Annotated in this window: 29 protein-coding genes; 20 read left to right on the forward strand and 9 right to left on the reverse strand. The window is 50.6% G+C overall.

The features are described 5' to 3' along the window. The first annotated feature begins 30 nt into the window (after nt 1-30). From BW972_RS10635 to BW972_RS10650, 4 genes are all read left to right on the forward strand, one after another. A complete protein-coding gene (locus BW972_RS10635) occupies nt 31-498 on the forward strand; it encodes a COG2426 family protein (RefSeq protein WP_076422073.1) in 468 nt (155 codons plus the stop codon). A gap of 58 nt (nt 499-556) precedes the next feature. Beyond that, nucleotides 557-1,516: a calcium/sodium antiporter gene (locus BW972_RS10640; protein WP_076422074.1), complete on the forward strand. Its 960-nt coding sequence runs from the start codon at nt 557-559 to the stop codon at nt 1,514-1,516. 153 nt (nt 1,517-1,669) lie between these two features. Next, nucleotides 1,670-1,924: a hypothetical protein gene (locus BW972_RS10645; protein ID WP_007652905.1), complete on the forward strand. Its 255-nt coding sequence runs from the start codon at nt 1,670-1,672 to the stop codon at nt 1,922-1,924. A 359-nt stretch (nt 1,925-2,283) separates the two neighbouring features. Next, a complete protein-coding gene (locus BW972_RS10650) occupies nt 2,284-2,631 on the forward strand; it encodes a hypothetical protein (protein WP_143731990.1) in 348 nt (115 codons plus the stop codon). Between the two features lie 328 nt (nt 2,632-2,959). Here BW972_RS10650 and BW972_RS10655 read toward each other — a convergent pair whose 3' ends face one another. Then, nucleotides 2,960-3,781, reverse strand: coding sequence for a hypothetical protein (locus BW972_RS10655; protein ID WP_076422075.1), 822 nt, complete (start codon nt 3,779-3,781; stop codon nt 2,960-2,962). A gap of 264 nt (nt 3,782-4,045) precedes the next feature. Continuing rightward, nucleotides 4,046-4,468 carry a hypothetical protein gene (locus BW972_RS10660; protein ID WP_143731992.1) on the reverse strand — a complete coding sequence of 141 codons (423 nt, stop codon included), beginning with the start codon at nt 4,466-4,468 and terminating at the stop codon, nt 4,046-4,048. Between the two features lie 131 nt (nt 4,469-4,599). Between BW972_RS10660 and BW972_RS10665 the strand changes: the two genes are divergently transcribed. Then, complete coding sequence (locus tag BW972_RS10665) at nt 4,600-5,205, forward strand: hypothetical protein (RefSeq protein WP_200805474.1); 606 nt, start codon at nt 4,600-4,602, stop codon at nt 5,203-5,205. 56 nt (nt 5,206-5,261) lie between these two features. On the opposite strand, the gene BW972_RS10670 is transcribed toward BW972_RS10665, so the two are convergent. Beyond that, the gene (locus BW972_RS10670) at nt 5,262-5,528 is read right to left on the reverse strand and encodes a hypothetical protein (protein ID WP_076422077.1); all 267 of its coding nucleotides are present in this window, start codon (nt 5,526-5,528) and stop codon (nt 5,262-5,264) included. Nucleotides 5,529-5,749: 221 nt separating this feature from the next. On the opposite strand from BW972_RS10670, the gene BW972_RS10675 reads away from it, so the two are divergent. After that, nucleotides 5,750-6,352, forward strand: a complete 603-nt coding sequence (locus BW972_RS10675) for a Riean_0653 family protein (RefSeq protein ID WP_143731994.1) — start codon at nt 5,750-5,752, stop codon at nt 6,350-6,352. 125 nt (nt 6,353-6,477) lie between these two features. Here BW972_RS10675 and BW972_RS10680 read toward each other — a convergent pair whose 3' ends face one another. Together BW972_RS10680 and BW972_RS10685 are read right to left on the reverse strand one after the other, a co-directional pair. Then, complete coding sequence (locus BW972_RS10680) at nt 6,478-6,972, reverse strand: hypothetical protein (RefSeq protein ID WP_076422079.1); 495 nt, start codon at nt 6,970-6,972, stop codon at nt 6,478-6,480. A gap of 125 nt (nt 6,973-7,097) precedes the next feature. Then, nucleotides 7,098-7,472: a hypothetical protein gene (locus BW972_RS10685; protein ID WP_143731996.1), complete on the reverse strand. Its 375-nt coding sequence runs from the start codon at nt 7,470-7,472 to the stop codon at nt 7,098-7,100. A gap of 187 nt (nt 7,473-7,659) precedes the next feature. Between BW972_RS10685 and BW972_RS10690 the strand changes: the two genes are divergently transcribed. The 4 genes from BW972_RS10690 (at nt 7,660) to BW972_RS10705 (ending at nt 10,546) form a co-directional block, all read left to right on the forward strand. Next, complete coding sequence (locus tag BW972_RS10690) at nt 7,660-8,076, forward strand: hypothetical protein (RefSeq protein ID WP_143731998.1); 417 nt, start codon at nt 7,660-7,662, stop codon at nt 8,074-8,076. A gap of 136 nt (nt 8,077-8,212) precedes the next feature. After that, nucleotides 8,213-8,413, forward strand: coding sequence for a hypothetical protein (locus BW972_RS10695; RefSeq protein WP_007659586.1), 201 nt, complete (start codon nt 8,213-8,215; stop codon nt 8,411-8,413). A 5-nt stretch (nt 8,414-8,418) separates the two neighbouring features. Continuing rightward, on the forward strand, nt 8,419-9,141 hold the full coding sequence (locus tag BW972_RS10700) for a PRC-barrel domain-containing protein (protein WP_076422081.1): 723 nt from the start codon (nt 8,419-8,421) through the stop codon (nt 9,139-9,141). A 145-nt stretch (nt 9,142-9,286) separates the two neighbouring features. Further along, on the forward strand, nt 9,287-10,546 hold the full coding sequence (locus BW972_RS10705) for a PQQ-dependent sugar dehydrogenase (protein WP_076422082.1): 1,260 nt from the start codon (nt 9,287-9,289) through the stop codon (nt 10,544-10,546). A 74-nt stretch (nt 10,547-10,620) separates the two neighbouring features. Here BW972_RS10705 and BW972_RS10710 read toward each other — a convergent pair whose 3' ends face one another. After that, complete coding sequence (locus BW972_RS10710) at nt 10,621-11,259, reverse strand: DUF2911 domain-containing protein (protein ID WP_076422083.1); 639 nt, start codon at nt 11,257-11,259, stop codon at nt 10,621-10,623. A gap of 166 nt (nt 11,260-11,425) precedes the next feature. Between BW972_RS10710 and BW972_RS10715 the strand changes: the two genes are divergently transcribed. The 6 genes from BW972_RS10715 to BW972_RS10740 all read left to right on the forward strand — a co-directional run bounded on the left by BW972_RS10715 (nt 11,426) and on the right by BW972_RS10740 (nt 16,768). Further along, a complete protein-coding gene (locus tag BW972_RS10715; RefSeq protein WP_040574659.1) occupies nt 11,426-11,728 on the forward strand; it encodes a hypothetical protein in 303 nt (100 codons plus the stop codon). Between the two features lie 13 nt (nt 11,729-11,741). Next, entirely contained in the window at nt 11,742-13,844 is a 2,103-nt protein-coding gene (locus tag BW972_RS10720; protein ID WP_076422084.1) for a copper-translocating P-type ATPase, read from the forward strand. An 81-nt stretch (nt 13,845-13,925) separates the two neighbouring features. Next, on the forward strand, nt 13,926-14,375 hold the full coding sequence (locus tag BW972_RS10725) for a hypothetical protein (protein ID WP_076422142.1): 450 nt from the start codon (nt 13,926-13,928) through the stop codon (nt 14,373-14,375). A gap of 57 nt (nt 14,376-14,432) precedes the next feature. Further along, complete coding sequence (locus BW972_RS10730; protein WP_076422085.1) at nt 14,433-15,455, forward strand: potassium channel family protein; 1,023 nt, start codon at nt 14,433-14,435, stop codon at nt 15,453-15,455. A gap of 81 nt (nt 15,456-15,536) precedes the next feature. Continuing rightward, on the forward strand, nt 15,537-15,869 hold the full coding sequence (locus BW972_RS10735; protein ID WP_007659573.1) for an ArsR/SmtB family transcription factor: 333 nt from the start codon (nt 15,537-15,539) through the stop codon (nt 15,867-15,869). A 53-nt stretch (nt 15,870-15,922) separates the two neighbouring features. Further along, nucleotides 15,923-16,768: an arsenite methyltransferase gene (locus tag BW972_RS10740; protein WP_076422086.1), complete on the forward strand. Its 846-nt coding sequence runs from the start codon at nt 15,923-15,925 to the stop codon at nt 16,766-16,768. An 84-nt stretch (nt 16,769-16,852) separates the two neighbouring features. Here the strand turns inward: BW972_RS10740 and BW972_RS10745 are convergent, their stop codons facing one another. Beyond that, entirely contained in the window at nt 16,853-17,455 is a 603-nt protein-coding gene (locus BW972_RS10745) for a hypothetical protein (RefSeq protein ID WP_076422087.1), read from the reverse strand. 11 nt (nt 17,456-17,466) lie between these two features. Continuing rightward, nucleotides 17,467-18,186, reverse strand: a complete 720-nt coding sequence (locus BW972_RS10750) for a hypothetical protein (protein WP_007659565.1) — start codon at nt 18,184-18,186, stop codon at nt 17,467-17,469. 287 nt (nt 18,187-18,473) lie between these two features. Here BW972_RS10750 and BW972_RS10755 point away from each other — a divergent pair, with 287 nt between their 5' ends. The 3 genes from BW972_RS10755 (at nt 18,474) to BW972_RS10765 (ending at nt 21,166) form a co-directional block, all read left to right on the forward strand. After that, nucleotides 18,474-19,991 carry a hypothetical protein gene (locus BW972_RS10755; RefSeq protein ID WP_076422088.1) on the forward strand — a complete coding sequence of 506 codons (1,518 nt, stop codon included), beginning with the start codon at nt 18,474-18,476 and terminating at the stop codon, nt 19,989-19,991. Between the two features lie 81 nt (nt 19,992-20,072). Then, nucleotides 20,073-20,582: a VOC family protein gene (locus BW972_RS10760; RefSeq protein WP_076422089.1), complete on the forward strand. Its 510-nt coding sequence runs from the start codon at nt 20,073-20,075 to the stop codon at nt 20,580-20,582. A gap of 11 nt (nt 20,583-20,593) precedes the next feature. Then, nucleotides 20,594-21,166, forward strand: a complete 573-nt coding sequence (locus tag BW972_RS10765; protein ID WP_076422090.1) for an NADPH-dependent FMN reductase — start codon at nt 20,594-20,596, stop codon at nt 21,164-21,166. A gap of 155 nt (nt 21,167-21,321) precedes the next feature. On the opposite strand, the gene BW972_RS10770 is transcribed toward BW972_RS10765, so the two are convergent. Further along, nucleotides 21,322-21,759 carry an acyl-CoA thioesterase gene (locus BW972_RS10770; protein ID WP_076422143.1) on the reverse strand — a complete coding sequence of 146 codons (438 nt, stop codon included), beginning with the start codon at nt 21,757-21,759 and terminating at the stop codon, nt 21,322-21,324. A gap of 191 nt (nt 21,760-21,950) precedes the next feature. On the opposite strand from BW972_RS10770, the gene BW972_RS10775 reads away from it, so the two are divergent. Next, nucleotides 21,951-24,103: NHL repeat-containing protein (locus BW972_RS10775; RefSeq protein ID WP_143732000.1), on the forward strand; the 2,153-nt coding region annotated here is incomplete at its 3' end.

Below are 24,103 nucleotides of genomic sequence, written 5' to 3' on the forward strand. Positions count from 1 at the left end.
GCCATTCAGTGCCCTACGGGCCATGTTCTTATGTTAGAAATACTTATTTATACCTTCCTGCTCAGCATCTCCCCATTCGGGGAGGCGCGGGCGGGTATACCTTACGCCGTGCTCAACGACATGCCTCTATTCTGGGCTTTTGTAGTCGGTCTTGTTGCTAATCTGCTTATTTTCCCCATGCTCGCCTGGCTCATCGAGACCTTCAACAGAAGACTCTGGCCGCATCGCACTTATAAAAAAGGGGTGATCAAGCTGGGGAGACGCGCCAAAAAAGGCGTAGGTGCCGACATACAGAAGTATGGTTTCTGGGGACTGATGGTCTTTGTGATGATCCCGTTGCCTGGCACAGGCGCCTACATGGGCACACTGGCGGCTTACTTTCTGAAGATCGAGCGCAACAAAGCTCTGTTGTCTGTGAGTATCGGAGTGTTTATTTCCTGCCTGATCATGGCCGCCGGATCCTACCTGGGTAGTATGGGACTGAAGTCTTTTCCATAAATTGCTTTACCTTCGTATCCTCATACCATCACACGAAGGCAAGAACTTTTAAAATCAAATGCTGAACATACTTCTTTTGCTGGCAGGCTTTGTCGCCCTGATCTTTGGAGCCGACAAGCTTGTAGACGCCGCTTCCAGTCTGGCAAAAAAACTGGGTATACCTAACATTGTGATCGGCCTCACCATTGTGGCCTTCGGTACATCGGCGCCGGAGCTGGTAGTGAACGTGTTTGCATCCATCAACAACAACACCGAAATGGTGCTCGGCAACGTGCTGGGAAGTAACATTTTCAACGTGCTGGCCATCCTGGGCGTTTCTTCGGTCATCTACCCGCTTACGGTAAAGCGCAACACCACCTGGCTCGAAATACCACTGAGTTTACTGGCTGCGGTCGCGGTTCTTTTTGTGGCCAACGACGTGTTCCTCGACAGTGCCGAGGCTAATCTGATCTCCCGTTCCGACGGACTCCTGCTGTTGCTTTTCTTCTGTATTTTCCTGGTCTACAACCTGATGATCGCGAAAGGCGGAAACGAGGATGATGAAGAAAGTGAAACCAAGGACTATACTTATCTGAAGGCGATCTTCTTTATTGCGCTCGGATTGGGCGGACTGATACTGGGCGGCAGACTGATCGTGACCAGTGCGGTAGGTATAGCGCAGGCCTTCGGTTTGTCGGAGCGCATTATCGGCCTTACCATCGTATCGGTAGGTACTTCCCTGCCGGAACTTGCCACATCGGTGGTAGCGGTGCGCAAGAAAAACGTAGACATCGCCATCGGCAACGTGGTGGGCTCCAATATCTTTAACATTTTCCTGATCCTGGGGGTGTCAACCGTCATCACGCCACTGCAGGTAAGCGCCGCTTCCTTCACCGACATCATCTTCAACATCGGTGCCGGTCTGCTGCTGTTCATCTTTATCTTCACGGGCAGAGGCCGACAACTTGCCCGCTGGGAGGGAGTTGTGTTCCTGCTGTTATACCTGGGGTACCTGGGCTTGCTGATTAGTCAGGAGTAAGTAAACAGCAAATTACTCTATTCCTGATAATTTGCTGCTTCCTATATTTGCCAGTTAGGAGACGTTGATTATTTACAATTAAAGTTATTAACATAGCATTATTGTTGCCCTTACCTGCGTAAAGTAGATCAACCTATATAATGTCTTGAAGACATGGATGAACTAGTTGAGTTTTTAAGCAAGCTTGATACATGCGAGTGCGATTTGGTAGTACTTACTTTCATCAGTGATGATCGTTTGTATTGCCGTTTCTTTCAGGGCGGTGTATATAAAGATCGTATGTTCGTCAATGATCCGGACATCATAGTTAAACTGCGTGCTGTATGTGGGGAAGGAGAAGAGATAGATACCGTTGGGATAAGCAAGCTACGGAAAGTGTTGTCAACTCAGGGCAGTGAACCTGCATAAATGTGATGGGCATTATAATCAGCACCTCTCTCAACCACTGCCAGCTTAAACTGCTAAAGACACTCCCATATAGGTAAAACCTTATATTTTTGCATTATTGAATTTTTCTAATGCAATAGCAAAACAATTCCCTCACACTGGTTTGCATTTGAAAGCCACATAGCTTATGTTTAAGCGCGTAATTTGCAATCAGGTCCTTAGTTTATGCTTGTAAGATAAAATATCATATATCATCTTACTTAAAGCAATTTTTGGACTATATGCAGGTTGCATTATAAATGTGAAGACCAGTTATCACATAAAAAAACGGGGTAAGGCCGAAAAACCACAGGAGTAGGAAATCTATACCAAATTATTTCATGAAACGAATCCCCTTATTGATGTTGCTGCTGCTTTTTGTAGTGACTTTGAGTAGCTGTGACAAATGTGACGGAGAGAAGCCGAGAGCGAGAATCATCAACAATGGTTCCGATGTAGCGAGTGTCCAGATTAAAACATCCGGCGGCAGTACCGAGAACCTTAACAATGTACCCAAAGGCGCAACATCAGATTTCAGAAGCTACAATGCAGGCTCGGTTACCTTCACCGTAACGGTAGATAAGGTGGAGTATGTGGAGAACGTACCGATGAGCGAGTGTTACGAATATGATATCGCCATTGATGCCAACAATAACATTACTACTGTCGCAAGAGACAGGAATGAATAAGCAATAGCAAACACGGGGGCAACCTAACGATACACAGAGGCCCTTCGTAGAACATGTAATTTCCCAGTGAAGAAAAGCTTGGCACCGTAGGGTGCCAGGCTTTTTTGTTTCTGCCTAACCTATGATGTGATACCTAAAGCAGTGAAAACCAACACTGGCACCGCTACCCGCTAAACCAGTACCTGGGAGGGTGAAATGAAAAAGGCCAAGGATGGGGTATTTGGGCTTGCTGATTAGTCAGGAGTAAGATATAGCCTGAGTTGTGAAAAGAAAAGGCCCTCTTCCGATTATGGAGGAGGGCCTTTTGTATACCTGCATTCAAGTGAATTTATTTCACCAGGTAATCATACGTGATTCGTTCAACAACTCCTGATTTGTAGGTTCTGGTGGAAGCCGTAGGGTAGCCGTCCTGGTTATAGGTATAGGTACTTGTAAAGCTGTTGTCCACGGCACCGGAATAAGTTGTTATAACCTCAAAAGCAGTGACGTTGTGCTCCGTGATCAGGCTTTCGATGGAGATCTCCGAGCTGATGGAATTCATGGAAACATGGTCAGGGTAGACAGGCGTTGGTCTGTTTCGGTCATCTGTTGTTGTGATGGCTTCCTGGTATATCTGGCCTGAAGCTGAAGTACGTCGCAGGCTCACCTGGTTGGCTTTTCCGTAAGACAGGGTCAGGATTTCCTGCAAATTCTCTTCCAGCACCTCTCCGGCGTAGGTTTTCTGCTCTGTCAGTCGGCCAAGCGTGTTAAATTTGTTGAGGTGTACGATAGGGGTTTTACCTTCAACGAGCACACGCACCATAGATGGGAGGTTATTGTTGCCTTCATATGACAAGCGCACGTCTCGGCCTGTCTGATCTCGTACCAGCGTCAGTCTGCCTCTATCGTCGTGCTCCATAATGGAACCAAGATTGGTCGACTCTGCCCCTCTTTTCGACATGGCGTCTATTCTGCTTAGCCTGTTATCCTTGTCATAGATATAGTCCCAGTTAATGGTCTTTGTGGTGCCATCGGCCAGACTTATATCCGAAGTCTTTTTGTAGAGCAGGTATTTTTTTATTGGCTCAGGCTCCGGGCGTGGGCTGTCTTTTTCGGAGCAGGACACCAACAAAAACAACACGGCAAGGGTGTAGAGCAGTTTTGTTTTCATGGGATTAAAAATTTGGATTGAATAAAAAACATATCCTGACAAACATAACAAATTATACTATTAGTTCTAGTTATCTATAAATCACATTCCCCTTATGCTCAGCCCAATTAGCGTCTAATTGCACTTGGCGGACTGTCTGTGACTTAACCGGATCAGCTGATCATCTACAGGAAAGTGCTATTGGTATAGGCTATGTTAACTTTCATCAAATAAAAAGGCCCTCTTCCGGTTTTGGAGGAGGGCCTTTACTATATCTGATCGTGATTATTTCACTGAATAGGTATTGGTGATCTTTTCAATGGAACCTTCATGGAAAGTTTTAATACAGCTTATTGGGTAGCCGCCATCATTGTAGGTATACTCTGAAGCGTAACTTACTCCCGCTTTATTTTTTACGCTGGCATCATTCCTATTCGTGTAAATTAATTCATTACTCAAAATATTATTCTTGGTGATTATGCTCTCCGAGTGTATCTCGGCAGCAAAGAAACTAGAGGCAATCTGATGTGGCAATATAGGAAGTTCTCTCTTTTTAGCATCAGTGATTATAGTATAGTTTCTAATCTGATCTAAAGCTGAGGTACCAGTAACTTTTATTTGGTTCTCATTGATATAAGTAACCAGCATATTACTACTATTATTCTCCTCATATACTTGGTGTTCTTTCAAGCCAAATACTTGTAACATGGGCGCTTGCGACAGGAAGCAACTTAGGAGGAAATACGCCAAGGTATATCAAAACGGCATGCTTCGAAACCTTCCCCTTCCCCGCCGCAACCGAAGCCCAAAAAGAACACATCAGAGGTATAGCCGAGGCATTGGACGCACACCGCAAGCAGCGGCAGGCGCAGCACCCTTCGCTCACCATCACCGACATGTACAACGTGCTCGAGAAACTGCGGTCGGGTGAGGCGCTTTCGGCCAAAGAGCAGAAAACCCACGAGCAGGGGCTGGTGAGTATTTTGCTGCAACTCCACACCGAGCTCGATGCCGCCGTGGCCGCCGCCTACGGCTGGCCCGCCAACCTGCCAGAAGAGGAAATACTTGAGCGCTTGGTGGCCCTCAACAAAGAACGCGCCGCCGAAGAGGCACGCGGGCTGGTGCGCTGGCTTCGTCCGGAGTACCAGAATCCGCAGGGCACGCAGCAAACCGAGATCGGCCTCAGCACCAAAACCAAAGTTGCCAAAGCCACCGCCAAAGAAACCCTGGCCTGGCCGAAAACGCTATCGGAACAGGCGCAGGCCGTGCAACGCGCCCTGCAGCTGCACGAGCGCCCGGCCACAGCCGAAGACCTGCTCTACCAGTTCAAGCCCGTCGCCAAGCCCCAGCAAGGCCAGCGCCTCCAGCAAATCGACAGCCTGCTGCAAACGCTGCATGGCCTGGGCTTATTACGAAAGACAGAGCTGGAGCAGTATGTGAAGTAAGCTCCCGTTGCCCTACCAAGGTGCAGCGGTGTTAGAAGCCGTTGCTTATCGCATCGCTATTTTGAGAGTTCTTCGATGAGCCTGCGCTTCACGCCGCGCTCAATTTTGCGCTCCACGTTTATTGTATCAACCGCACCGATCTTGTTCGCCAGCGAGTCAATGCCGGTGTAACGTTCCAGCTCCCTGTTGGCTGTGTGGTGCAGCGAGTCGAGGGCCATGCTGGCGCCGGATTCCGCTATGTTGTATAGGGTGTCTTGCAGGTTATTTTCTGAGGAGCAGGCTGTAGCGCTTAAAGCGATCGCTACGTAGAGTAGTTTCTTCATGTTAATAAGGTGATTTCAAGTCCAAGGTACCACTAATACCGGCAGCTACCATACCACACCTGCATCGGTAGCCCATCGCAAACCCATAATTCACCCACACGACTGAAGCAGCAACCTATAAAGCGGGTATAGCTGGCCAGACGTTCTACCAGCAAAACCCCACCTGAACCCATTTGGAGTATAGCGACTTTTGCATACCTTGCATCCCTAATTCGCTTCAAATGAGCACTCCCGGATTCAGGTCTCGCAGCTTGCGGACCATTGCGCTCCTGCTGACAGGTATAGCCCTCTGCGCAGGTATGAGCTCCTGCGACAAGGAGCCCGAGTTCAACCTTCCGCCTGTCACGCAGAACGGCAGCAATACATTAGGTTTCAAAGCCAATGGCAAGGTATGGGTCAACTACGGCCAGATCTGCAACTTCTTCGTCTGTGAAGACAACTACGTGGAAGGCCGACTGCACAAAAACACCGATGGCACTTATTCGCTGAATGTGCGGGCCGAGTACCATTACAGCTTCAAAGACGAGAAAAAGTACATTTCCCAAAGTTTCTCTTTAAGCGCCAACGACGTGAGCGGCCCCGGCACCTATACCCTTACGCCCACCCACAGCGACATGGCGGCCATGGAGGTCGACATGACCCAAAACGACTTTTACCACCTCGTAAAAGACGCAAGTCTCACCCTGCACCTCACCCGCCTCGACACAATCAGCCACATTGTATCCGGCCAGTTCGAGGGAAAACTAAACCACTATACCGACGCGTCCAAAATCATGCACATTACCGACGGCCGCTTTGACACAAAGCTGACCTACAGTTGGTGATCATTCGTTCTCTAAGCTAGAGAATTTCTAAAATAGCAGAGGGCCAGTTGGCAGAGGCAAAACCGATTTACGGTTTACCTTCACCAACTGGCCCTCCTGTCTGCGGGCTGCTTGCTGCCTCAGGTTTATACCTGCACAGCCTGCATCTTTGCCATATTCTGCTGAATGATATTGCTCCACTTCTCAGCCAGCTGCAGCTCTCCGCTCAGCATCATGCTACCTTCGCGGTTATAGAATGGCAGGTATAGCTCCGGCGCTTTAGGTCCGTGCAGGGCTACACGCAGCACGATCATGTCGATGATGCGGTTCCCGTTCACATCGCGGTGCATGTTGTCGATAGAAGTTTTGCGCACGGTGCCCAGGTCAATGATGATCTCCTGCAGGTCTGCTTCCTCGTTGTGCCAGTAAAAGATCTGGCCTTGTGCTTCGTCCATTCCGATGCCGTAGCGCTCGTTCCAGAAATCATGCTGCCCGATGTTGAGCCCCTGTGCAGAGGCAGCTGCCAGGAAAGCTTTCTTTGCTTTGTTGGCCTCCCCTTTTTGTTTGCGTTGAATGAAAAAGATAGGCACCAGAAATACTGCTGTTGCCAAAATACCTAATACGATTGCTTCTAAATCCATTTTATTTAATCCATTAAAATCTGATAATACATAAGGCAGGTATAGCCCTTAGGTGCATACCGGTGCCTATACCTGTTTCCGAAAGGTGGGCGTGCCAGGACACTCTCACCAAGAAGGAAAGGGATTTACCAGAAATAATGGAATGGAAAGATGATGTCGCTGACGGCAAGGCCAGGACTGCTATGCCTGATCCGCTGCAGGTAGTGCGCGATCAGCAGTTGAAGCCTGAACTCCTGTAGCTTAGCGGCAAGTGCCGGCGAACCGTAAGAGGCCTGTTTAGAGGATTGCGTAGGCCTGAATTGCCAGGTACCGGCATGATCCTCGGCCTGCAAAACCGCCATAGACGGGGCTTGTAACCTGTCGAACTCCCTCAGCTCACCCTGTGCAGCCACCTGCTGCATAGCTGCAGCCTGCAACTCCACAGCCGCCCCGTGTTGCAGACTGAAGAATGCAAACAGGAATGTGAACGAGAGCAATATGTTTTTGACGGCGTAAGGCACGATGCAATTTACGTTTAAAATCAATACATAAGTATGCTGTCCCCAAATAATTTGCAGTGCCGGTTCCCCTGCAAAGCCGTATCGGCAAAAACGACTTAATAGCTCTACCTCCCGCCACGCCCCATGCAACATACGAACCGCCACAACTTATATCAACTTAGAGCTGTACCTTATACTATACAAAGCTATGAGAAGACCATACAGACATTACCGGAACAGTTTGGGACAGCGCTACTGTACCCTGCGCTACCTGGCCGACCGCAAGATGCTCCACATCATCTGGAAAGGAACTGCGACGGAAGAGAGCATTGAGGAAGTGGAAAAAGGCATCCTGAAAATGATCCGGCAATTTCCCTGTCGTTCGATCCTGAACGATGTGCAGGACTTTTTTCAGGCACCTGCCGCCTACCTGGCCTACCTGAGTTGGAGCGAGTGGGACATGAAAGTGAAAGAAACCTCAGAGGTACGCTGCATTGCCAATGTGCTGCCCCCCGATGCCCCGGTGCCACCGCCGGGGAGGAACAGTACCGACTCGCTGGAGTTCAAATATTTCGTACATCTCATGGACGCCGTGGAGTGGCTCAATCAAAAGAAACTGACCTGATCGCCCCCTCTCCCGACTACCCTTTCATCCTTTCAACAATCATCTCTGCAACACCGTATTAAGCACAGCACCTCACGCCGCTTTGGTGGCTGGCCCAGGTGACCGAGCTAAAACTATGAAAAAATAAAAAAGCAACATGGCTGAAATACGAATTGAAAAAAAGAAAAAACCTGTGTGGCCCTGGATCCTGCTGGTCGTGATCCTGCTCCTGCTGGGATGGGCCATTTATGAACTGGTGCTGAAAGACGGACAAACGCAGGCATTGGCTGCTGTCTTCCCGCTGGCGCACATACCTGCTCCTGACCTGATTGCTGATGTACAAAAGAACTTAATCTGACCGAAATGAATGACAATGATCTAAGAAATGAAAGGCTGGTGCCTTTGGGCGAGCTCAAGGACTACCAGGTAGCCAAGGACAATACCGACGTCAGGGGCTGGCGTGTGGTGGGTGCCGACGGCGAAAAAATAGGCGATGTAAAAGACCTGATCGTGGACATGCAGGCCATGAAAGTGCGCTACCTCTCTGTGTTGGGCGAGCACCGCTTTTTCGACCGCGACCGCGACACCTTTCTGCTGGTGCCCATCGGAGCGGCCGCGCTCGACCGCAAGGGCAAAAACATCTTTCTATCCTCTGTAGACTCCGGCAGCATCAGCCGCTACCCCGTGTACCCGGGCGGACCGATCTCAACTGACTATGAGTATGCCGTGCGGGATAACTTCCGGCGGGCCCACCGCGACACCATCGACGAGCGTTCGGACTATAAAGCTGAGTTTGACGAGGCCGTTCAGGAGCAGCCGGCAGGCACGCGGCGCATCAGTGATGACTTCTACAACGACGAGTCGTTCAGCGAAGACCGCTTTTACGCATCCAACGTATCGACACACGATCTGAACCGCAGGGACACGCATGTGACAGACCACCCGGATACTACAGGCCGGGAGCCGCGCATCAAGCCCGTTGAAGAATCCATTTCCACCATCGAGCGCCTGGAGGAGTTGCGCGAAAGAGGCTCCATTACCGAAGAGGAGTTCATTCTGCTAAAGAAAAGAGCCCTGGACTCCTAAAGCCAAAAGCGATGTGACCGCTATACCTGCAAGGCCGCCTTATAACAGAGTGCGGCCTTGTTGTTAAGGGCTGAGCGAACCTATTCAAAACAATCCAGTACTAGAATGATTATACTGTAATACCGACCACAAAACAGATAACACTATGAAATTATCCAGACTCCTCGTTCTTTCTGCGCTAGGTATGGCAACCATGGGCGCCTCCTGCAGCGAGGACACGACTACCCAGCAGAACAATGACCAGCAAGAACCTGTTGCCACCCAGGAAGATTGTCAGCCGATTGACAGGGGCACGGCAAACACCCCTGATCAGAAGCCTACTTTCGAGGGGCAGACCCGCGCCTGCGAGATCAAGTCTGAAACTCAGTTTGATGTGCAGGTGCTCACTAAAAATCTCCAGAAGCCATGGGCAGTGGAGCCACTTCCGGACGGGAATCTGCTCGTCACAGAGAAGTCCGGCAACATGCGCATCGTATCGGCATCCGGACAGATTGGCAATCCGATAACGGGTGTGCCCAAAGTGGACGCCCGCGGTCAGGGCGGTTTGCTGGACGTAGCGCTGGGCCCCGACTTCGGCTCGGATCGCATGATCTACTGGAGCTTTTCAGAGCCTCGTAAAGGGGGCAACGCCACCAGTGTGGCCAGGGCAAGGCTGAGTGATGACCGCAGCCGCCTCGAAAACGTGGAGGTGATCTTCCAGGCGCAGCCTACCTACGACGGCACGATGCACTACGGCTCTCGCCTGGCCTTCGGACCGGATGGCATGCTGTACATTACCCTGGGTGAGCGATCTGACAAAGAGATCCGTCCGCAGGCACAGCAGATGAACAGCCACATGGGTAAGATCATCCGCATTGCGCCGGACGGAAAAGTGCCGGACGACAATCCTTTTGTAAACCAGAACAACACGCTGCCTGAGATCTGGACAGCCGGTCACCGCAACGTGCAGGCATCGGCGTTTAATGAGGCAGGCGAGTTTTGGATAGTGGACCATGGACCGCAGGGCGGCGATGAAGTGAACAAAGTAGAGAAAGGCAAAAACTACGGTTGGCCAGTGGTTACCTTCGGGGAGGAGTACTCTGGTGCACCAGTACCAAATGCTGTCACGACCAAGGAAGGCTATGTGGACCCCGTATATTATTGGGATCCGGTGATTGCGCCTTCGGGAGCGCAGTTCTATACCGGCAGTGCTTTTCCGGAGTGGAAGGGTAACCTGTTTGTAGGCGGTCTCCGCGAACAAGCGCTGGTGCGTTTGCGCATCGAGAACAACCGCGTAACCGGCGAGGAGCACCTGCTCACCGACCGCAAGCAGCGTATACGCGACGTGCGCCAGGGACCGGACGGAGCACTATACGTGGTCACCGACCACGAGAACGGCGAACTGTGGAAGATCACGCCAAGGTAAGCTACAACAGCACATAAAAACAGAAAAGGACAGGTATAGGCCTGTCCTTTTCTGTTTTTTGATGCGGGTAAATTTTACTGCTGCGAAACAGGAATAACAACACGGAGCATATCCCAGGTGATCTGGATGCTGCCTGTGCCGCCATCTGCCGAAATGATTTCGTAGCGAAGCCGTTCCTGCTTTACTGGAGCTATCTCGGGCTGCACCGTGAAGCGCAGCACATCTTCTGACTCCGCATAGTCATCGGCCAGGTGCTGGTCCCAGTTTTTGTTGATGATGATGGTCCACTCCTGCTCACCCGGTATGGTAAACAAGGCATACTTACCGGCTGGCAATGGCTTCCCTCCTACGGTGATGTCCTTGTCAGTCATCAGGCTGGTTGCCGTGTGTGCTCCCGTTACCCATACCTGGTTGTAAGCGACAAGTCCTCCCCAGATCTGTCGTCCGCGCACGGCCGGTGAGTGGTAGGCGATGGTCAGGTGCGCATCGCCAATCATGCCATGAGCCTCCGCTTTCAGGCTGCCTTTCAAGGTATCCGGCTCTGCCTGTGCACCGATGATGGTCGCTCCTTCGCTGGCTTGCATGTTATGGCCGGCGTGGCTTTCCTGCGTGTCAGTGGATGCTTCCTGGTTTTGCTCAGGCTGGTTGCAGTATGTCAGGGTTGTGGCGAGCAGTACGCCAAGTGCAAGTTGGGTATAGCGTTTTATCAGCATAGTTTTAGGTATATGGTTTACAGAATTTACGATTTTGAAGCGCTCAAGCTACACATTATATCGCAATAAGACGGCATCCGGATGCTGCCGAACGAAAAACCAGCTCATAGAGTATAAGAAAACGCAGCAAAAGCCAGCAACCATTTACGCTAATATTAAAAACAACATGAACGACAACAGTTATGATACCCTCTCCCAGGCATTAAACGGACTTAAGCAGAGAGGCTATACCGAAGACTTCAACCTGAAAGAGAATTGCATCGTCTGCACCACGAAACCGATGGAGCTCAAACCGGAGGAGTTCGAAGTCGATGAAGTGCATCGCTTCGAAGGTATGAGCAATCCCGATGACAACTCAGTGGTGTATGCTATTTCATCATCCCGAGGAGTGAAAGGTGTGCTGGTGGATGCCTATGGGGCCTACGCTGAAGCAATAACCCCTGAAATGGCGCAGAAGCTCAGAGCATAAAACGGCTGAAGCCATGGACCAGCACCAGCATCACGATCATCATCAGAAGCAGCAGGCCCGGCAGCAGAAAGACCAGGTAACGGAGCGGCTGGAGGAGAAGACGCTGCATGGGCATGAGCATGCCATGTACAAGGACACCAGCGGACATCCGCCCCACGGTGAGCACGGCCACGACCATCACCGCATGATGATCGAGGACTTCAAAAAGCGCTTCTGGATATCGCTAGCGCTCTCTATACCTGTGATCATCCTGAGCCCGATGGTGCAGTACATACTGGGCTTCACACTGGAGGTGCCTTATGGTATGTACATCGCCTTTGCGCTTTCCTCCATCATCTATTTCTACGGTGGCTGGCCCTTTCTGACTGGTCTGGCCGAGGAGGTGAAGAAAGGCGCTCCGGGCATGATGACGCTGATTGGGGTAGCCATCACGGTGGCCTATCTCTACAGCACCGCCATCGTGTTCGGGCTGGAGGGCATGGACTTTTTCTGGGAACTGGCTACGTTGATCGTGATCATGCTGCTGGGTCACTGGATCGAGATGCGCTCTGTGCTCGGCGCCTCCAAGGCGCTGGAACTGCTGGTGAGCATGATGCCGGCCGAGGCGATGCTGATCAAGGATGGGGAGACGGTACGGGTACGTATTGAGGACCTTCAGAAAGGTGACCTGATCTTGGTAAAACCCGGTGAGAAAGTACCGGCCGATGGCGTGGTGGAAGACGGCGAAAGTTACCTGAACGAAAGCATGCTGACCGGTGAGAGCAAACCGGTTAAAAAGAACAAGGATGATAAAGTGATCGGTGGCTCCATCAACGGCAACGGGGCGCTGCGGGTACGGGTGGAGTTTACAGGTAAGGAGAGTTACCTCAACAAGGTGATCAAACTGGTGCAGGACGCGCAGAAAACCAAATCGGAGACGCAGCGCTTGGCCGACCGCGCCGCCAAATGGCTCACCTACATTGCCCTCTTCGCAGGCTTTGGCACCCTGGCTGTCTGGCTACTCCTGGGACAGGAATTTGCCTTTGCACTGGAGCGGATGGTGACGGTCATGGTGATCTCCTGTCCGCATGCCCTGGGGTTGGCCGTGCCGCTCGTAGTGGCGATCTCCACGGCAGTTTCGGCCAACAACGGCCTGCTTATCCGCAATCGTACGGCTTTTGAAAACTCCCGCCTCATCACCACCATCATCTTCGACAAAACCGGCACCCTCACCCAGGGCTCGCACGAAATCGCCTCGGTCGTGACTTTTGATAAGGCAGTTGACGAACGTGAAATGCTGCGCCTGGCAGCTGGTGTAGAACAGAACTCAGAACATTTCATCGCCCAGAGCATCCTCCGCCGAGTAAAGGAACAGGGTATAGCCGTGCCTCCCTCCCAGTCTTTCAACTACCTGCCTGGCAAAGGACTGGAAGGTGTAGTCGAGGGCAAAGATGTAAAAGTGGTGGGGCCGAACTATATGGGAGAATATAATATAGCCGTGCCGTCCAGTGAAGCCGAAGAAGGCGTGGAAACAGTTGTCTACACGCTGGTAGAAGGTAAGCCGCTTGGTTACATCACCATGCGCGACCAGATACGGGAAGAGTCTGCCGAAGCTATCAGGATTCTGAAAGAGAACGGGATCAAGAACCTGCTGCTGACCGGCGACAACGAACGGGTGGCGAAGAGTGTAAGCGACAAACTGCAGATGGACGGCTACCTGGCCAATGTGCTGCCGCACCAGAAACAGGAGAAGGTGAAAGAGCTGCAGGACAAAGGGGAGTTTGTGGCCATGACCGGCGACGGCGTGAACGACGCCCCTGCCCTGGCACAGGCCGATGTAGGTATAGCCGTGGGTTCCGGAACTGACGTAGCCGCCGAAACGGCTGACATCATCCTGGTCAACAGCAATCCGCAGGACATCGCCTCGCTCATCCTTTTCGGCAAAGCCACTTATCGCAAAATGATACAGAACCTGATCTGGGCCACCGGCTACAACGTCATCGCGCTGCCCCTGGCTGCTGGTGTACTCTATAACCAGGGAATCATGGTGTCGCCTGCAGTGGGTGCGGCTTTGATGAGTTTAAGCACTGTGATTGTGGCCATCAATGCGCAATTGCTGCGCCGGCAGATCAGGTAGATGCACAAGTATAGAAAACAGCTAAATTACAGGCTACTCCTTTTGGATGGAGTGATCTATCATAACCAAAAATATAAAATCATGAAAAACACATTACTTTCCCTCCTGGCCCTCCTCCTGATCAGTGCGAGCAGCTGCCAGCAATCGGACAATGTGCAGCAAATGCTCCGCGATGAAGAGGATCGGCGTCAGGTATACGACGCTATATTGGAAGATGAGCAGATGCGCTCCGAAATGATGGCCTACATGCGGGACCGGAACATGGGTGCCGGTATGATGCGGGGTGACATGATGCAGGGCGGCATGATTGGCGACACCAGCGGCATGGTTTCGCTGCACCGCCAGCAAATGCAGCAGCACATGAAACAGATGATGACGCTATGTGAAGCTGACACCGCGGCCTGCAACGAAATGAGTCGCCTGATGCTGCAGCACCAGGGTATGATGAGCAGCATGATGCAACGCATGCAAAAGCAGGGAATTGTCGACTCCAGCCACGTAAACCGGATGCGCCAGCGTATGAACCGCTGATGACAGCCTTTCTACCAGGGCAGCCTTCCTTCTTGTATATTTCATTTCCCAACATTCATGCAGCTACTCTACGCGATAGCAGGTATAATCCTCATCATATTTGTACTCAAAGACCTGGTCACGACCACCTTGTCCTTTCAGGGAGGTGGGCTGCTGACAAATTTCCTCTCAGAGAAAACATGGCGCCTGTGCCTGAAAATGGCAGGTAATGACGGCAAAAAGAAACTGCTCGAGCGGGTCGGTCATATGCTGCTGGTCCTTATCATTCTTACCTGGGTGGCAGGTATGTGGCTGGGGTCTTTTCTGCTGCTCCTCTCCGACCCGGCCTCGGTCCTGAACAGCAACACAGACGAGGTCACCACTGCCTGGGAGAAGCTCTATTTTGCCGGCTATACCTTATCGACCATGGGTAACGGTGATTACAAGCCCAGCTCTTATGTATGGGACATCGTTACCAACCTGCTTGCTTTCAGCGGACTCGCTTTCATCACTATTTCCATTACCTACATCATGCCGGTACTTTCGGCGGTTATCCTGCAGGTGAAGCTCAGCGTGTTTCTCAACAGCCTTGGCAACTCTCCCCAGCAGATGCTCTTGAATAGTTGGAACGGCGAGAACTTCAACCGCCTGCTGAAGCATGATGCAGACCTGGCCGACATGATCACACAGCACAGCCAGAACCACAAAGCCTACCCGATCATTCACTACTTCCACAGCGTGGAACAGCGGCAGTCGGTCATCCTCAACCTGACGATCTTCGACGAGGCCATCAACTTCCTGCAGTTTGGCGTGCAGGACGAGGCAAGGCCTTCCGATGAAGACCTGCTCACCATCAGGGGAGCGCAGGATTACTACCTGTTTGTGCTGGAGCGACATCAGAAAAACGAAGAGCAGGAGCCATATTCTTTTCCGGAAATGAACTGGAATGCCCTGATCGAAGCGGGTATACCACTTAAAACAGACCGCTTAAGCGAATTTAACTCCACCGAGACCTACAAAAAGCGGCGCGAGACATTGACCTACCTCCTCTACCAGGATGGCTGGCAGTGGAAAGATATTTATCGTCCGAATCCGGTATAGGCTGTATCTCAAAAAAAAATCTGCTCTTTCATTTTGAAAAGTCGATTATTAATCGCAATTTTACGATAATAAAATTCACCTATGGGACTTTCAAAGACAGAGCAATTTACAGAAGAGGAAATCCTGATCGCCCGTTTTGCCAAAGCACTGGGTCATCCGGCCCGCATTGCCATTCTGCGTGTGCTGCTGGAGCGAAAAGCCTGCATCTGTGGCGATATAGTGGACGAGTTGCCGCTGTCGCAGTCCACAGTTTCGCAGCACCTGAAAGAGCTGAAGGAAGCTGGCCTGATTCAGGGAGACATTGACGGCAAAAAAGTGTGCTACTGCATCAACGAGCAGGTATGGAAACAGGCGCAGGAAACGCTGGGCGTGTTGTTCCAGAGCTACACGGCTTGTGGCAGCAGTTGTTGTTAAAAAAAATTTGTTTTAATCCATCGTGATTTACCGATAAACTAAAGTTAAGAACTATGAACAAGGCAGAAGAACTTAAGAAAATAGTGCGCGACAAGTACAGTGAGATCGCGCTGCAAAGCAAAGAGCAAAATGCAGCCTCATGCTGCGGCGCCACAGGCTGCGGCACCGTGGACTATGCCATTTTTGCGGATAATTACACCGAGCTGGAAGGCTACAACCCGGACGCAGACCTGGGGTTGGGCTGCGGCGTACCGACCGAATTTGCGCAGATCAGCAAAGGCCAGACAGTTGTTGACCTGGGCTCCGGTGCCGGCAACGACTGCTTTGTGGCCCGTGCGCTAGTAGGCGAAAGCGGCAAGGTGATCGGCGTGGATATGACCGAGGCTATGATTGCCAAGGCCCGCGAAAATGCCGACAAGCTTGGTTTCAATAACGTGGAGTTCCGTCAGGGTGAGATCGAAGCGCTTCCGATTGCAGCCAACCGTGCCGACGTGGTGATCAGCAACTGTGTGCTCAACCTGGTGCCGGACAAGCGCCAGGCCTTTGCCGAGACTTTCCGTGTGCTCAAGCCGGGCGGACACTTCAGCATTTCGGATGTGGTGCTGGTAGGCGATCTGCCGGAAGGCATCGTGCAGGCCAGCGAGATGTATGCCGGCTGCGTGTCAGGCGCAATACAGAAAGAGGAATACCTGCAGATCATCCATGAAGTTGGCTTTGAAAACATCACGGTGCAGAAAGAAAAAGCGATTCATGTGCCGGACGAGATTCTGCAGGGCTACCTGGATGCAGAAGGTATAAAGGCCTTCAGAGAAAGCAACACCGGCATCTACAGCATCACGGTTTACGGTAGCAAGCCCATCGAAAACCTGGCCTGTACACCGGGCAGTGGCTGCTGCTAAGTATTTGTAGTGACACAAAACGGATCGGGTATGGCAAGCGCTGATATATTGCCACACCCGATCCGTTTTTTACATGGGCAGTACTTAAGGCATAACAGGCATACTGGTCAGTATCAAAATGAGCAGACCAATCTGTATACCTGCGCCAATTCCCACACCGGCCAAAGCTTTTCCTCTCTTCTTGCGGGCTGCCTGCTCTTGATACCCTCTCAGGTAGTCCTGTTCCGCCAGTAAGCTGATATCAGACACGCGCTCCGGCTTCACTTTCGGGGCAGTCGCCCCAATGACGACACTGCCCGCCAGTCCAATTGGAAACATAACCATCGAACTGGCAGCTGAGCCCCACATGGCGCCATTGCCTTTGTAATAATGCTTTGCATCCGCTTTGCCCAGTTCATAGAGCTGCTCAGGTGTCATTCCCTGTGCCATGCTTGCCAGACTGTCAGCCAAGTGCTGTTCAAAAACCTCTTTCGTTCCGTTCTCAAACTTCACCATAAATACCTCTGTCTTCGGCAAGCGCCAGATCACACCCTGCGATGAATCAGGGTGCTGGTAAAGCACATCGTGCAGCGTGATTTCCTGTACCCGGGCAGGTATTTCCTCACCCGATACTTTTACGATAATATCCTGTGCAAGCAGGGCTTGCTGTATACTCAGAAACAGGATCAGCAGTAGAACTTTTTTCATGGCTGTGCGGCTTAGTATTTGCGTGAGTTGAAGCCGAAAAGCAGACTGAATCGTGCGCCGTCCTTAGAAGGTGCCACCGCAAAGTTGACCGGGAAGTTTACTCCCTGGCTCTGGAAATTGGTACCGACTGCCAGCACGATTCCCGCGCCGCCAAGCGACACGTTTGGACCCAGGCCAAACTCCAGCCCTTTCGCACTTCTGATGCCTACCAGCGCACTCAGGCTCGGCAGGAACTTGCCCTGCTCCAGGCCACCTATCAATGGCACAAACTCAAACAAACCCGACGTGCCATTCTCCAGCGTAAACACCCGCGTTTCAAACTGCCAGCCAAACTGCGTCATGAAGGCATTGACATTGGTGTCGTAGTCGTTGCTGATGTGGTCGATGTACTTCTGGCTGAGGACTGTGAAACCCAGTCGTGGTCCACCCAGCTTCAGGTTCTCCTGCGGGTAACCCGTGCGTTGGGCATAAACGGGTTGCTGCACGGCAGGTCGCATCTCATTCATGGTCACCTTGGTCCCGTTTTCATACTTGATCATAAATACATCCGCTTTGGCAATGGAGATAATGGGGCCTTCCAGGTTATCGAAGCGCTTGTATTTGACAGCCTCCAGATCGATCTCAAGCACCTTTACTTCCAGCTCGTCGCCGTTGCGCTTGATGAGGATGTCCTGCGCCTGACAGGTAAAATAAACAAAGAAGGCAATGATGGTGAACAGTAGATTTTTCATGGTCGATGTGTGTTTATAGTGTTAGTTTTTCTCTTGCTTTTGATAGATCAAACCTACAACACTACCACAGGTATAGAAAGCCAGCAAACTAACTTTAAGGACTTTTGAAATGTATTTTACCTAATCATATATTACTAACTAACAATTACTTATATTCACACCGCAAGACTTTTAAAATTTAGCATGTAGCTCATTATAGCTACTAAAAATTATTCAACAGACACTTTAGGATATTAGAAATAATGCTTCTCCATTTCATTGACCACGACCTCCATAACTGACGCACAATGGACGATCTCAAGATAACGCTGGAAACGCTGGGGGAAGAAGACCGCCGGGAACTTGGCATTTTCATTCAGCGACAGAAAAAGAAGAAGAGCCGCAAAGACCTGGCACTTTATAAATTACTGCTGCAGGAAAAGAACTACACCCCAGAACAACTTATCGCGCGGCTATACCCGGATGAACCGAATCCGGTGGCTTACTATGCGCTCCGCAAAAGGCTCACCCGTCACCTCACGGATTTTATCATGCTCAAGCGGATGGAGGAGGACAGCACAGCAGCCTCCTCGATCATGGGTCTGCTTTCCCTGGCCCGCTACCTGTTCGATGCGCGGGTGGAGCGGCTGGCCTGGCACTACCTGCTCAAAGCGGAGAAAATGGCCACTGCCAACGAACAATACGACCTGCTCAACACGATCTATAACCTGCAGATCGAGAAAGCGGACAGTGAGTTTGCCGAAGACCTGGAACAGATCATAGCCAGGCGAAATCAGAACAAACTGGCAGCAGATGAAGTGGAGAGAGCCAACATCGCCAGCAGTATTATCAACCAGCGATTGCAGGCTGTCCGCAGGCAGGGCCGCGACCTGCATTTCGACCGGATCATACAGGAAGTGCTCGCCAGCTACAACCTGACCGAGGCCGTAAGCAAGCGTCCGCTGTTGCTTTACAAGCTGATGTCCATTGCCCGGAGTGCTGTGCTGGCCCGGAAGGATTTTCTCTCTTTTGAACCTTACATCATCAGCCAGTACCAGGAGACAGAACAGAAATACGGTTTCATCAAAGCGCATCAGTACTACAAGCTCAGCCTGCTCTACATGATCGCACACGTGCTGTACCGGAACAAGAAATTTGTGGAGTCGATCCATTACCTGGCTCTCCTGCACAACAGCATGAGCGGAGACGGAAAGAACCATTATGCCACCTTTTACCCGCGCTACATTTTTCTGATGGTAGCCAACCTGGTCTTTCTGCGCAATAACGAAGAGGCTATCGGGCTGATGGAGAAACTGCTCTATAAAAGCAAAGTGCACCTGAGTCAGCGTGACCAGTTGACTGCCCTGTTGGGCTTGAGCTTCAACTATTTCGCGCAGGGTGCATTCGGCAAGGCAAACCGCGTGTTGCTGGGAATCAAGCGATCAGACAAGTGGCTGGAGCAGACCATGGGGCGAGAGTGGGTGCTAAAGAAAAAAATGGGCGAGCTGATTCTGCAGTATGAGTTGGGCAACGAGGACCTGGTGCTGAACAAGATCCGGTCATTTGAGCGCACCTTCAAAGACCTGCTGCAGCAGCCGGCATACTACAATGTGAAGCAGTACCTGCAACTGATCAAGCACATGGTGGACCAACCCGCACTTGTCGCCAGCGAAGCCTTTTTTCAGCAGGTAGAACAGAGCCTGGAGTTTGAATCGTTTGAGAACACGGACATTCAGGCCATGAGTTTCTACGCCTGGCTCAAAGCCAAAATGCTGCGCCGCCCTTACTACGATGTCCTGCTGGAACTGGCGCAGAGCGATTTGTGATGCAAGCGTACAGGATTCGATCAACACAAAAAATTGTGATGCGCGTATGGGCTAGTATTGAAGACTAAAAGGTAGAAGACCATGGCATCAGACAAGTATACCGTACCGGCGCAGACCCGCATCGGGCATGTGCACCTCAAAGTGGCCGACCTCGATCGGGCACTGGCTTTTTACCGCGATCTGCTGGGCTTTGAGTTGGTGATGATGTACGGACCGGATGCAGCTTTTGTCTCAGCGGGTGGTTATCATCATCATATTGGCCTGAACACCTGGTACAGCAAAGGAGGCACACCGCCACCGCCACGCAGCACGGGTCTTTTCCATACCGCCATCCTCTACCCTACCCGCAAAGACCTGGCTGCCATTCTGAAGCGGATCCGGGATGCTGGCTACCGCCTCGACGGTGCATCCGATCATGGTGTTTCGGAAGCGCTCTACCTGTCGGACCCTGATGGCAACGGCGTAGAGTTGTACTGGGACAGGCCACAGGAAGACTGGCCCCACAACGAAGAGGGCTCCATCACCATGTATACCCAGCCGCTCGACCTGCAGGACCTGCTCAACGAACTCGAAATTAAGCTTCACCCATAACCACAGCACCCATGCCCCACATTGCCCTTATTTCTTCGAGCATACGCACCGGCCGCAAAAGTCACCGCGTCGTGCTATACCTGAAAAAATACCTGGAAGAGCACCAGCTCGCCACTACTGAGATTGTCGACCTGAAAGCCTATGACTTTCCCGTATTTCATGAACGCTACAGTCGACAGCCAGAACCGACGATTGCTATGCAGGAATTCAGGGAAAAGATTTTGGGTGCGGATGGCATCATCATCGTGACACCGGAGTACAACGGCGGCTATCCAGCCAGTCTCAAAAACGTGGTGGACCTGCTCTATGACGAGTGGCATCGCAAGCCGGTAGCGATCTCGACAGTTTCGGGAGGAGCTTTTGGCGGTACGCAGGTGATCACATCGCTGCAGTTCACGCTCTGGAAAATGCGCGCCTGGACTGTTCCCGCCATGTTCCCCGTACCCAAGGTGCAGGACAACTACGACGAAGAAGGCAACGCCACGGACAAAGAAGCCACCGATAAACGGGCCGATCACTTTGTGCAGGAACTGCTCTGGTGCATCGAGGCGAAAAGCAAAATGGAACAGGAAGCCGTAAACTGAATCGGCCACAACACCCTCGCTCGCGTCCCGCGAGTGTGCGCTATCCGGCGGACTCTGGCCGCTTGTGAAGCAATAGGATTCGACCTTTGCTCTGAATTCGTACTTTTAAATAAGCAATGTCAGAGATTCCCCTCTTGGGAGCGGCACGATTAACCCTACCCTTCCAGCTCTACATAATCGGCGCTGCGCGGCAGCTCCAGGAAGTGCTGCGCCAGTTCCTCCGGCAACACGGTTAGCTTGCGCTTCAGCACATCCATCCAGGCGCCTTCCACTTTGATCACCGCCGCTTTCACGCCGTCTTCCTTAAACAGCTCGTGGCGCAGTGCCCAGCGGGAGCCGTCTTTGCGGCTGGCTGTCAGTTCCGTCTTAATGGTGATCTCCTCGTTTATTCCTACTTCCCGCAGGTATGAGGTTTCTTCTCTGAACAGGATCGGCCCGATATGCAGGCGCTGAAAGGTTTTCAGATCCATCCCCAGTTCTTCCAGGGCTTCGATACGGGCCTGTGCCGCAAAGTCGGCATAGGCGGAGTGTCGCATGTGCATGTTCGCATCCAGGTGCGACCACATCACTTTGTTGGTATAGGTATGAGGCATGTTTGTTTCGTTTTTATATGGGTCGAAGTGATAACGGTGATAGGATTGCAAAGTTAAGCTATGCAGGTATAACAAAGGTCGTATTTTTCAATCTACCTTTAGCAAATCACACAATATAGCGCTATGTTTATAGCTTAAAATCTACATTCACAGCATTATATCTCCTTGTTAGCAACCTCTGTTTAGTGCCTATGAGAACAACTCTACAGTTTATAATAATTTTCCTTTCTTTATGTCATTTTTCTGTAGCTCAATCTCCGAAATTTGAGCCAGCAAAGGTAGTAGGCGTTCCTGTCTCTTTACCGGAAGACATTGCGTTGGATAACCAGGGAAATATTTATCTGGCCCAAAGATCAGGTATAGTCAAGTTTGATCGCGATGGTAATGTGGACCTGGGCTATGGCCCCGACAAGTCTGTGCTGCAGGACTATTACGGTTATAGCATTACTCTGGATCAGCACAACAACCTTTATATAGTTGGTGATACCAGTGCTGTAGTTGCTAAGTTTAGTCCTGAGGGCAAGCTTTTGCTTAAGTTTGGTTCCTTCGGTAATGGACCTGGTCAGTTAAGCGCTCCCTCTGCCGTAGCTGTTGATAACGATGGGAATATTTATGTAGCTGACACAGGTAACAAGCGTGTTCAAAAATTCAGCAGCAAGGGTACACTTCTCCAAATAATAAATGTCAACCATGGAGCTCAGCAAACAGATACTGACGTAAAAGACATAGCACTTGACGCTGATGGCAATATCTATGTTATCGATAGCTATGTGCATCACAATGTTCTGAAATATTCTGCAGAGGGCAAGCTCTTAGTAGATTTTAAGCAAGTCAATGCCGCAAAAAAACCACATTACTACCCAATGTCTATTGCCATACATGACTCAGGAGAAATATATGTGGCTTATCGCGCCTCGCACACTATAATTGTCTACAATACGGATGGAAGCTACCTGCGCGAGATATACCATGAGTTCAGTGATGATGTTGATGATTTTTTATACGGAGAGAAAATAAGCATTGCCTTGGATCGTGAGGGCAATGTATATGCAGCAGACTTCCGCTGGGACGGCAGCAAAGTAATCATGTATACTAAAAATGGAGATTTCCTTCAGGTATGGGGCAATCTTTACAGAACCCAGGAACTTGCCCTGGACGATGCAGGCAATGTGTATGTGCTCGATAAGGGGCATCCTTATGTGTACAAAAAAGGCCAAAGAGTAATAAAATTTGATAACTCTGGTAAGCCTACTACATTAATTTCAGATTTCCTTATTGACCATAACTACAGAGAAATTCTTGACTTCGCCTTAGACATACATGGCAACATTTATTTGCTCTCAAACACCTTTACTAACAAAGGCATTTTAAAATTCAATAATCAGGGAGAGTTCCTGGAGAAGTATACTGACTATGGTCCGAATGTAGGCTGGCAAACTTTCAGCAACATACATGTAGACATCAGTGGTAATATATACCTGGGTGATTATGGACAAGGGTTGCTCCGAAAAATTGGTCCTGATGGTGTATTTCAACGGCTGGTAGGTAGCGCTGGAGACGAGTTTAAACTTGGAGAAGCCATTGCATCAGACATACATGGCAATGTGTATGTGCTTGATTATAATGGTGCCCGGGTCCAAAAATTTAGTCCTGATGGTAAGTTGCTTAAAACCATGGGAAATTATAGCTGGGATGATACGCGCCACAGGTACAATAAGAGTGATATGACGGTGGATGCTGCCGGAAATATTTATGTGGCATCCAACAAACAGAAAAATTTTTTCAGGATATACGACACCGATGGTAACCTAAAGTATGAAAAGGAGCAGCAAGAGTTTCCCCAAACTCTGGTTGTAAACAAAAGAGGTACAAAATTAATGGTAGAAGATAAAATTAGTGATGCTTACACTGTTTATCATTCTAATACCTATAACCCCTTGGAAGGCTATATAACAGGCAAAGTTTATCATGATGCAAATCAGAACTGTGAACCGGAAGAAGATGAAAGCGGATTAGCCGGTATAGTTGTTGAAGCGACTCCAGGACCAAGTTATGCGCTAACCGATAAAGATGGTAACTACACACTTGCTGTTGATCCTGGCACTTATATGTTACGTCAAATCTTCCCTAATGACAAAGGACGTTCGATTACACAAAGCTGCCCAGTTAAGACAGTAAATATACCTTCACCTGATATGGGTGTAGATGGAATTAACTTCTCTAATCATGTCACCCTCACCCCCTACCTCTCGGTGAGCGTCTCCTCCACCCGCCGTCGCCGCTGCTTCGAGAGCACCACCACCGTACGCTACGAAAACGCCGGCTTCGCCACCGCCCCCGACGC

The organism is Pontibacter lucknowensis (genome assembly GCF_900156415.1).
Classification (GTDB): Bacteria; Bacteroidota; Bacteroidia; order Cytophagales; family Hymenobacteraceae; genus Pontibacter; species Pontibacter lucknowensis.

Bases quoted from the DNA above. Each gene is read 5' to 3' on its own strand.
- BW972_RS10635 (WP_076422073.1), top strand. From the start codon at position 31: ATGTTAGAAATACTTATTTATACCTTCCTGCTCAGCATCTCCCCATTC.
- BW972_RS10640 (WP_076422074.1), top strand. From the start codon at position 557: ATGCTGAACATACTTCTTTTGCTGGCAGGCTTTGTCGCCCTGATCTTT.
- BW972_RS10645 (WP_007652905.1), top strand. From the start codon at position 1,670: ATGGATGAACTAGTTGAGTTTTTAAGCAAGCTTGATACATGCGAGTGC.
- BW972_RS10650 (WP_143731990.1), top strand. From the start codon at position 2,284: ATGAAACGAATCCCCTTATTGATGTTGCTGCTGCTTTTTGTAGTGACT.
- BW972_RS10655 (WP_076422075.1), bottom strand. From the start codon at position 3,781: ATGAAAACAAAACTGCTCTACACCCTTGCCGTGTTGTTTTTGTTGGTG.
- BW972_RS10660 (WP_143731992.1), bottom strand. From the start codon at position 4,468: ATGTTACAAGTATTTGGCTTGAAAGAACACCAAGTATATGAGGAGAAT.
- BW972_RS10670 (WP_076422077.1), bottom strand. From the start codon at position 5,528: ATGAAGAAACTACTCTACGTAGCGATCGCTTTAAGCGCTACAGCCTGC.
- BW972_RS10675 (WP_143731994.1), top strand. From the start codon at position 5,750: ATGAGCACTCCCGGATTCAGGTCTCGCAGCTTGCGGACCATTGCGCTC.
- BW972_RS10680 (WP_076422079.1), bottom strand. From the start codon at position 6,972: ATGGATTTAGAAGCAATCGTATTAGGTATTTTGGCAACAGCAGTATTT.
- BW972_RS10690 (WP_143731998.1), top strand. From the start codon at position 7,660: ATGAGAAGACCATACAGACATTACCGGAACAGTTTGGGACAGCGCTAC.
- BW972_RS10695 (WP_007659586.1), top strand. From the start codon at position 8,213: ATGGCTGAAATACGAATTGAAAAAAAGAAAAAACCTGTGTGGCCCTGG.
- BW972_RS10700 (WP_076422081.1), top strand. From the start codon at position 8,419: ATGAATGACAATGATCTAAGAAATGAAAGGCTGGTGCCTTTGGGCGAG.
- BW972_RS10705 (WP_076422082.1), top strand. From the start codon at position 9,287: ATGAAATTATCCAGACTCCTCGTTCTTTCTGCGCTAGGTATGGCAACC.
- BW972_RS10710 (WP_076422083.1), bottom strand. From the start codon at position 11,259: ATGCTGATAAAACGCTATACCCAACTTGCACTTGGCGTACTGCTCGCC.
- BW972_RS10715 (WP_040574659.1), top strand. From the start codon at position 11,426: ATGAACGACAACAGTTATGATACCCTCTCCCAGGCATTAAACGGACTT.
- BW972_RS10720 (WP_076422084.1), top strand. From the start codon at position 11,742: ATGGACCAGCACCAGCATCACGATCATCATCAGAAGCAGCAGGCCCGG.
- BW972_RS10725 (WP_076422142.1), top strand. From the start codon at position 13,926: ATGAAAAACACATTACTTTCCCTCCTGGCCCTCCTCCTGATCAGTGCG.
- BW972_RS10730 (WP_076422085.1), top strand. From the start codon at position 14,433: ATGCAGCTACTCTACGCGATAGCAGGTATAATCCTCATCATATTTGTA.
- BW972_RS10735 (WP_007659573.1), top strand. From the start codon at position 15,537: ATGGGACTTTCAAAGACAGAGCAATTTACAGAAGAGGAAATCCTGATC.
- BW972_RS10740 (WP_076422086.1), top strand. From the start codon at position 15,923: ATGAACAAGGCAGAAGAACTTAAGAAAATAGTGCGCGACAAGTACAGT.
- BW972_RS10745 (WP_076422087.1), bottom strand. From the start codon at position 17,455: ATGAAAAAAGTTCTACTGCTGATCCTGTTTCTGAGTATACAGCAAGCC.
- BW972_RS10750 (WP_007659565.1), bottom strand. From the start codon at position 18,186: ATGAAAAATCTACTGTTCACCATCATTGCCTTCTTTGTTTATTTTACC.
- BW972_RS10755 (WP_076422088.1), top strand. From the start codon at position 18,474: ATGGACGATCTCAAGATAACGCTGGAAACGCTGGGGGAAGAAGACCGC.
- BW972_RS10760 (WP_076422089.1), top strand. From the start codon at position 20,073: ATGGCATCAGACAAGTATACCGTACCGGCGCAGACCCGCATCGGGCAT.
- BW972_RS10765 (WP_076422090.1), top strand. From the start codon at position 20,594: ATGCCCCACATTGCCCTTATTTCTTCGAGCATACGCACCGGCCGCAAA.
- BW972_RS10770 (WP_076422143.1), bottom strand. From the start codon at position 21,759: ATGCCTCATACCTATACCAACAAAGTGATGTGGTCGCACCTGGATGCG.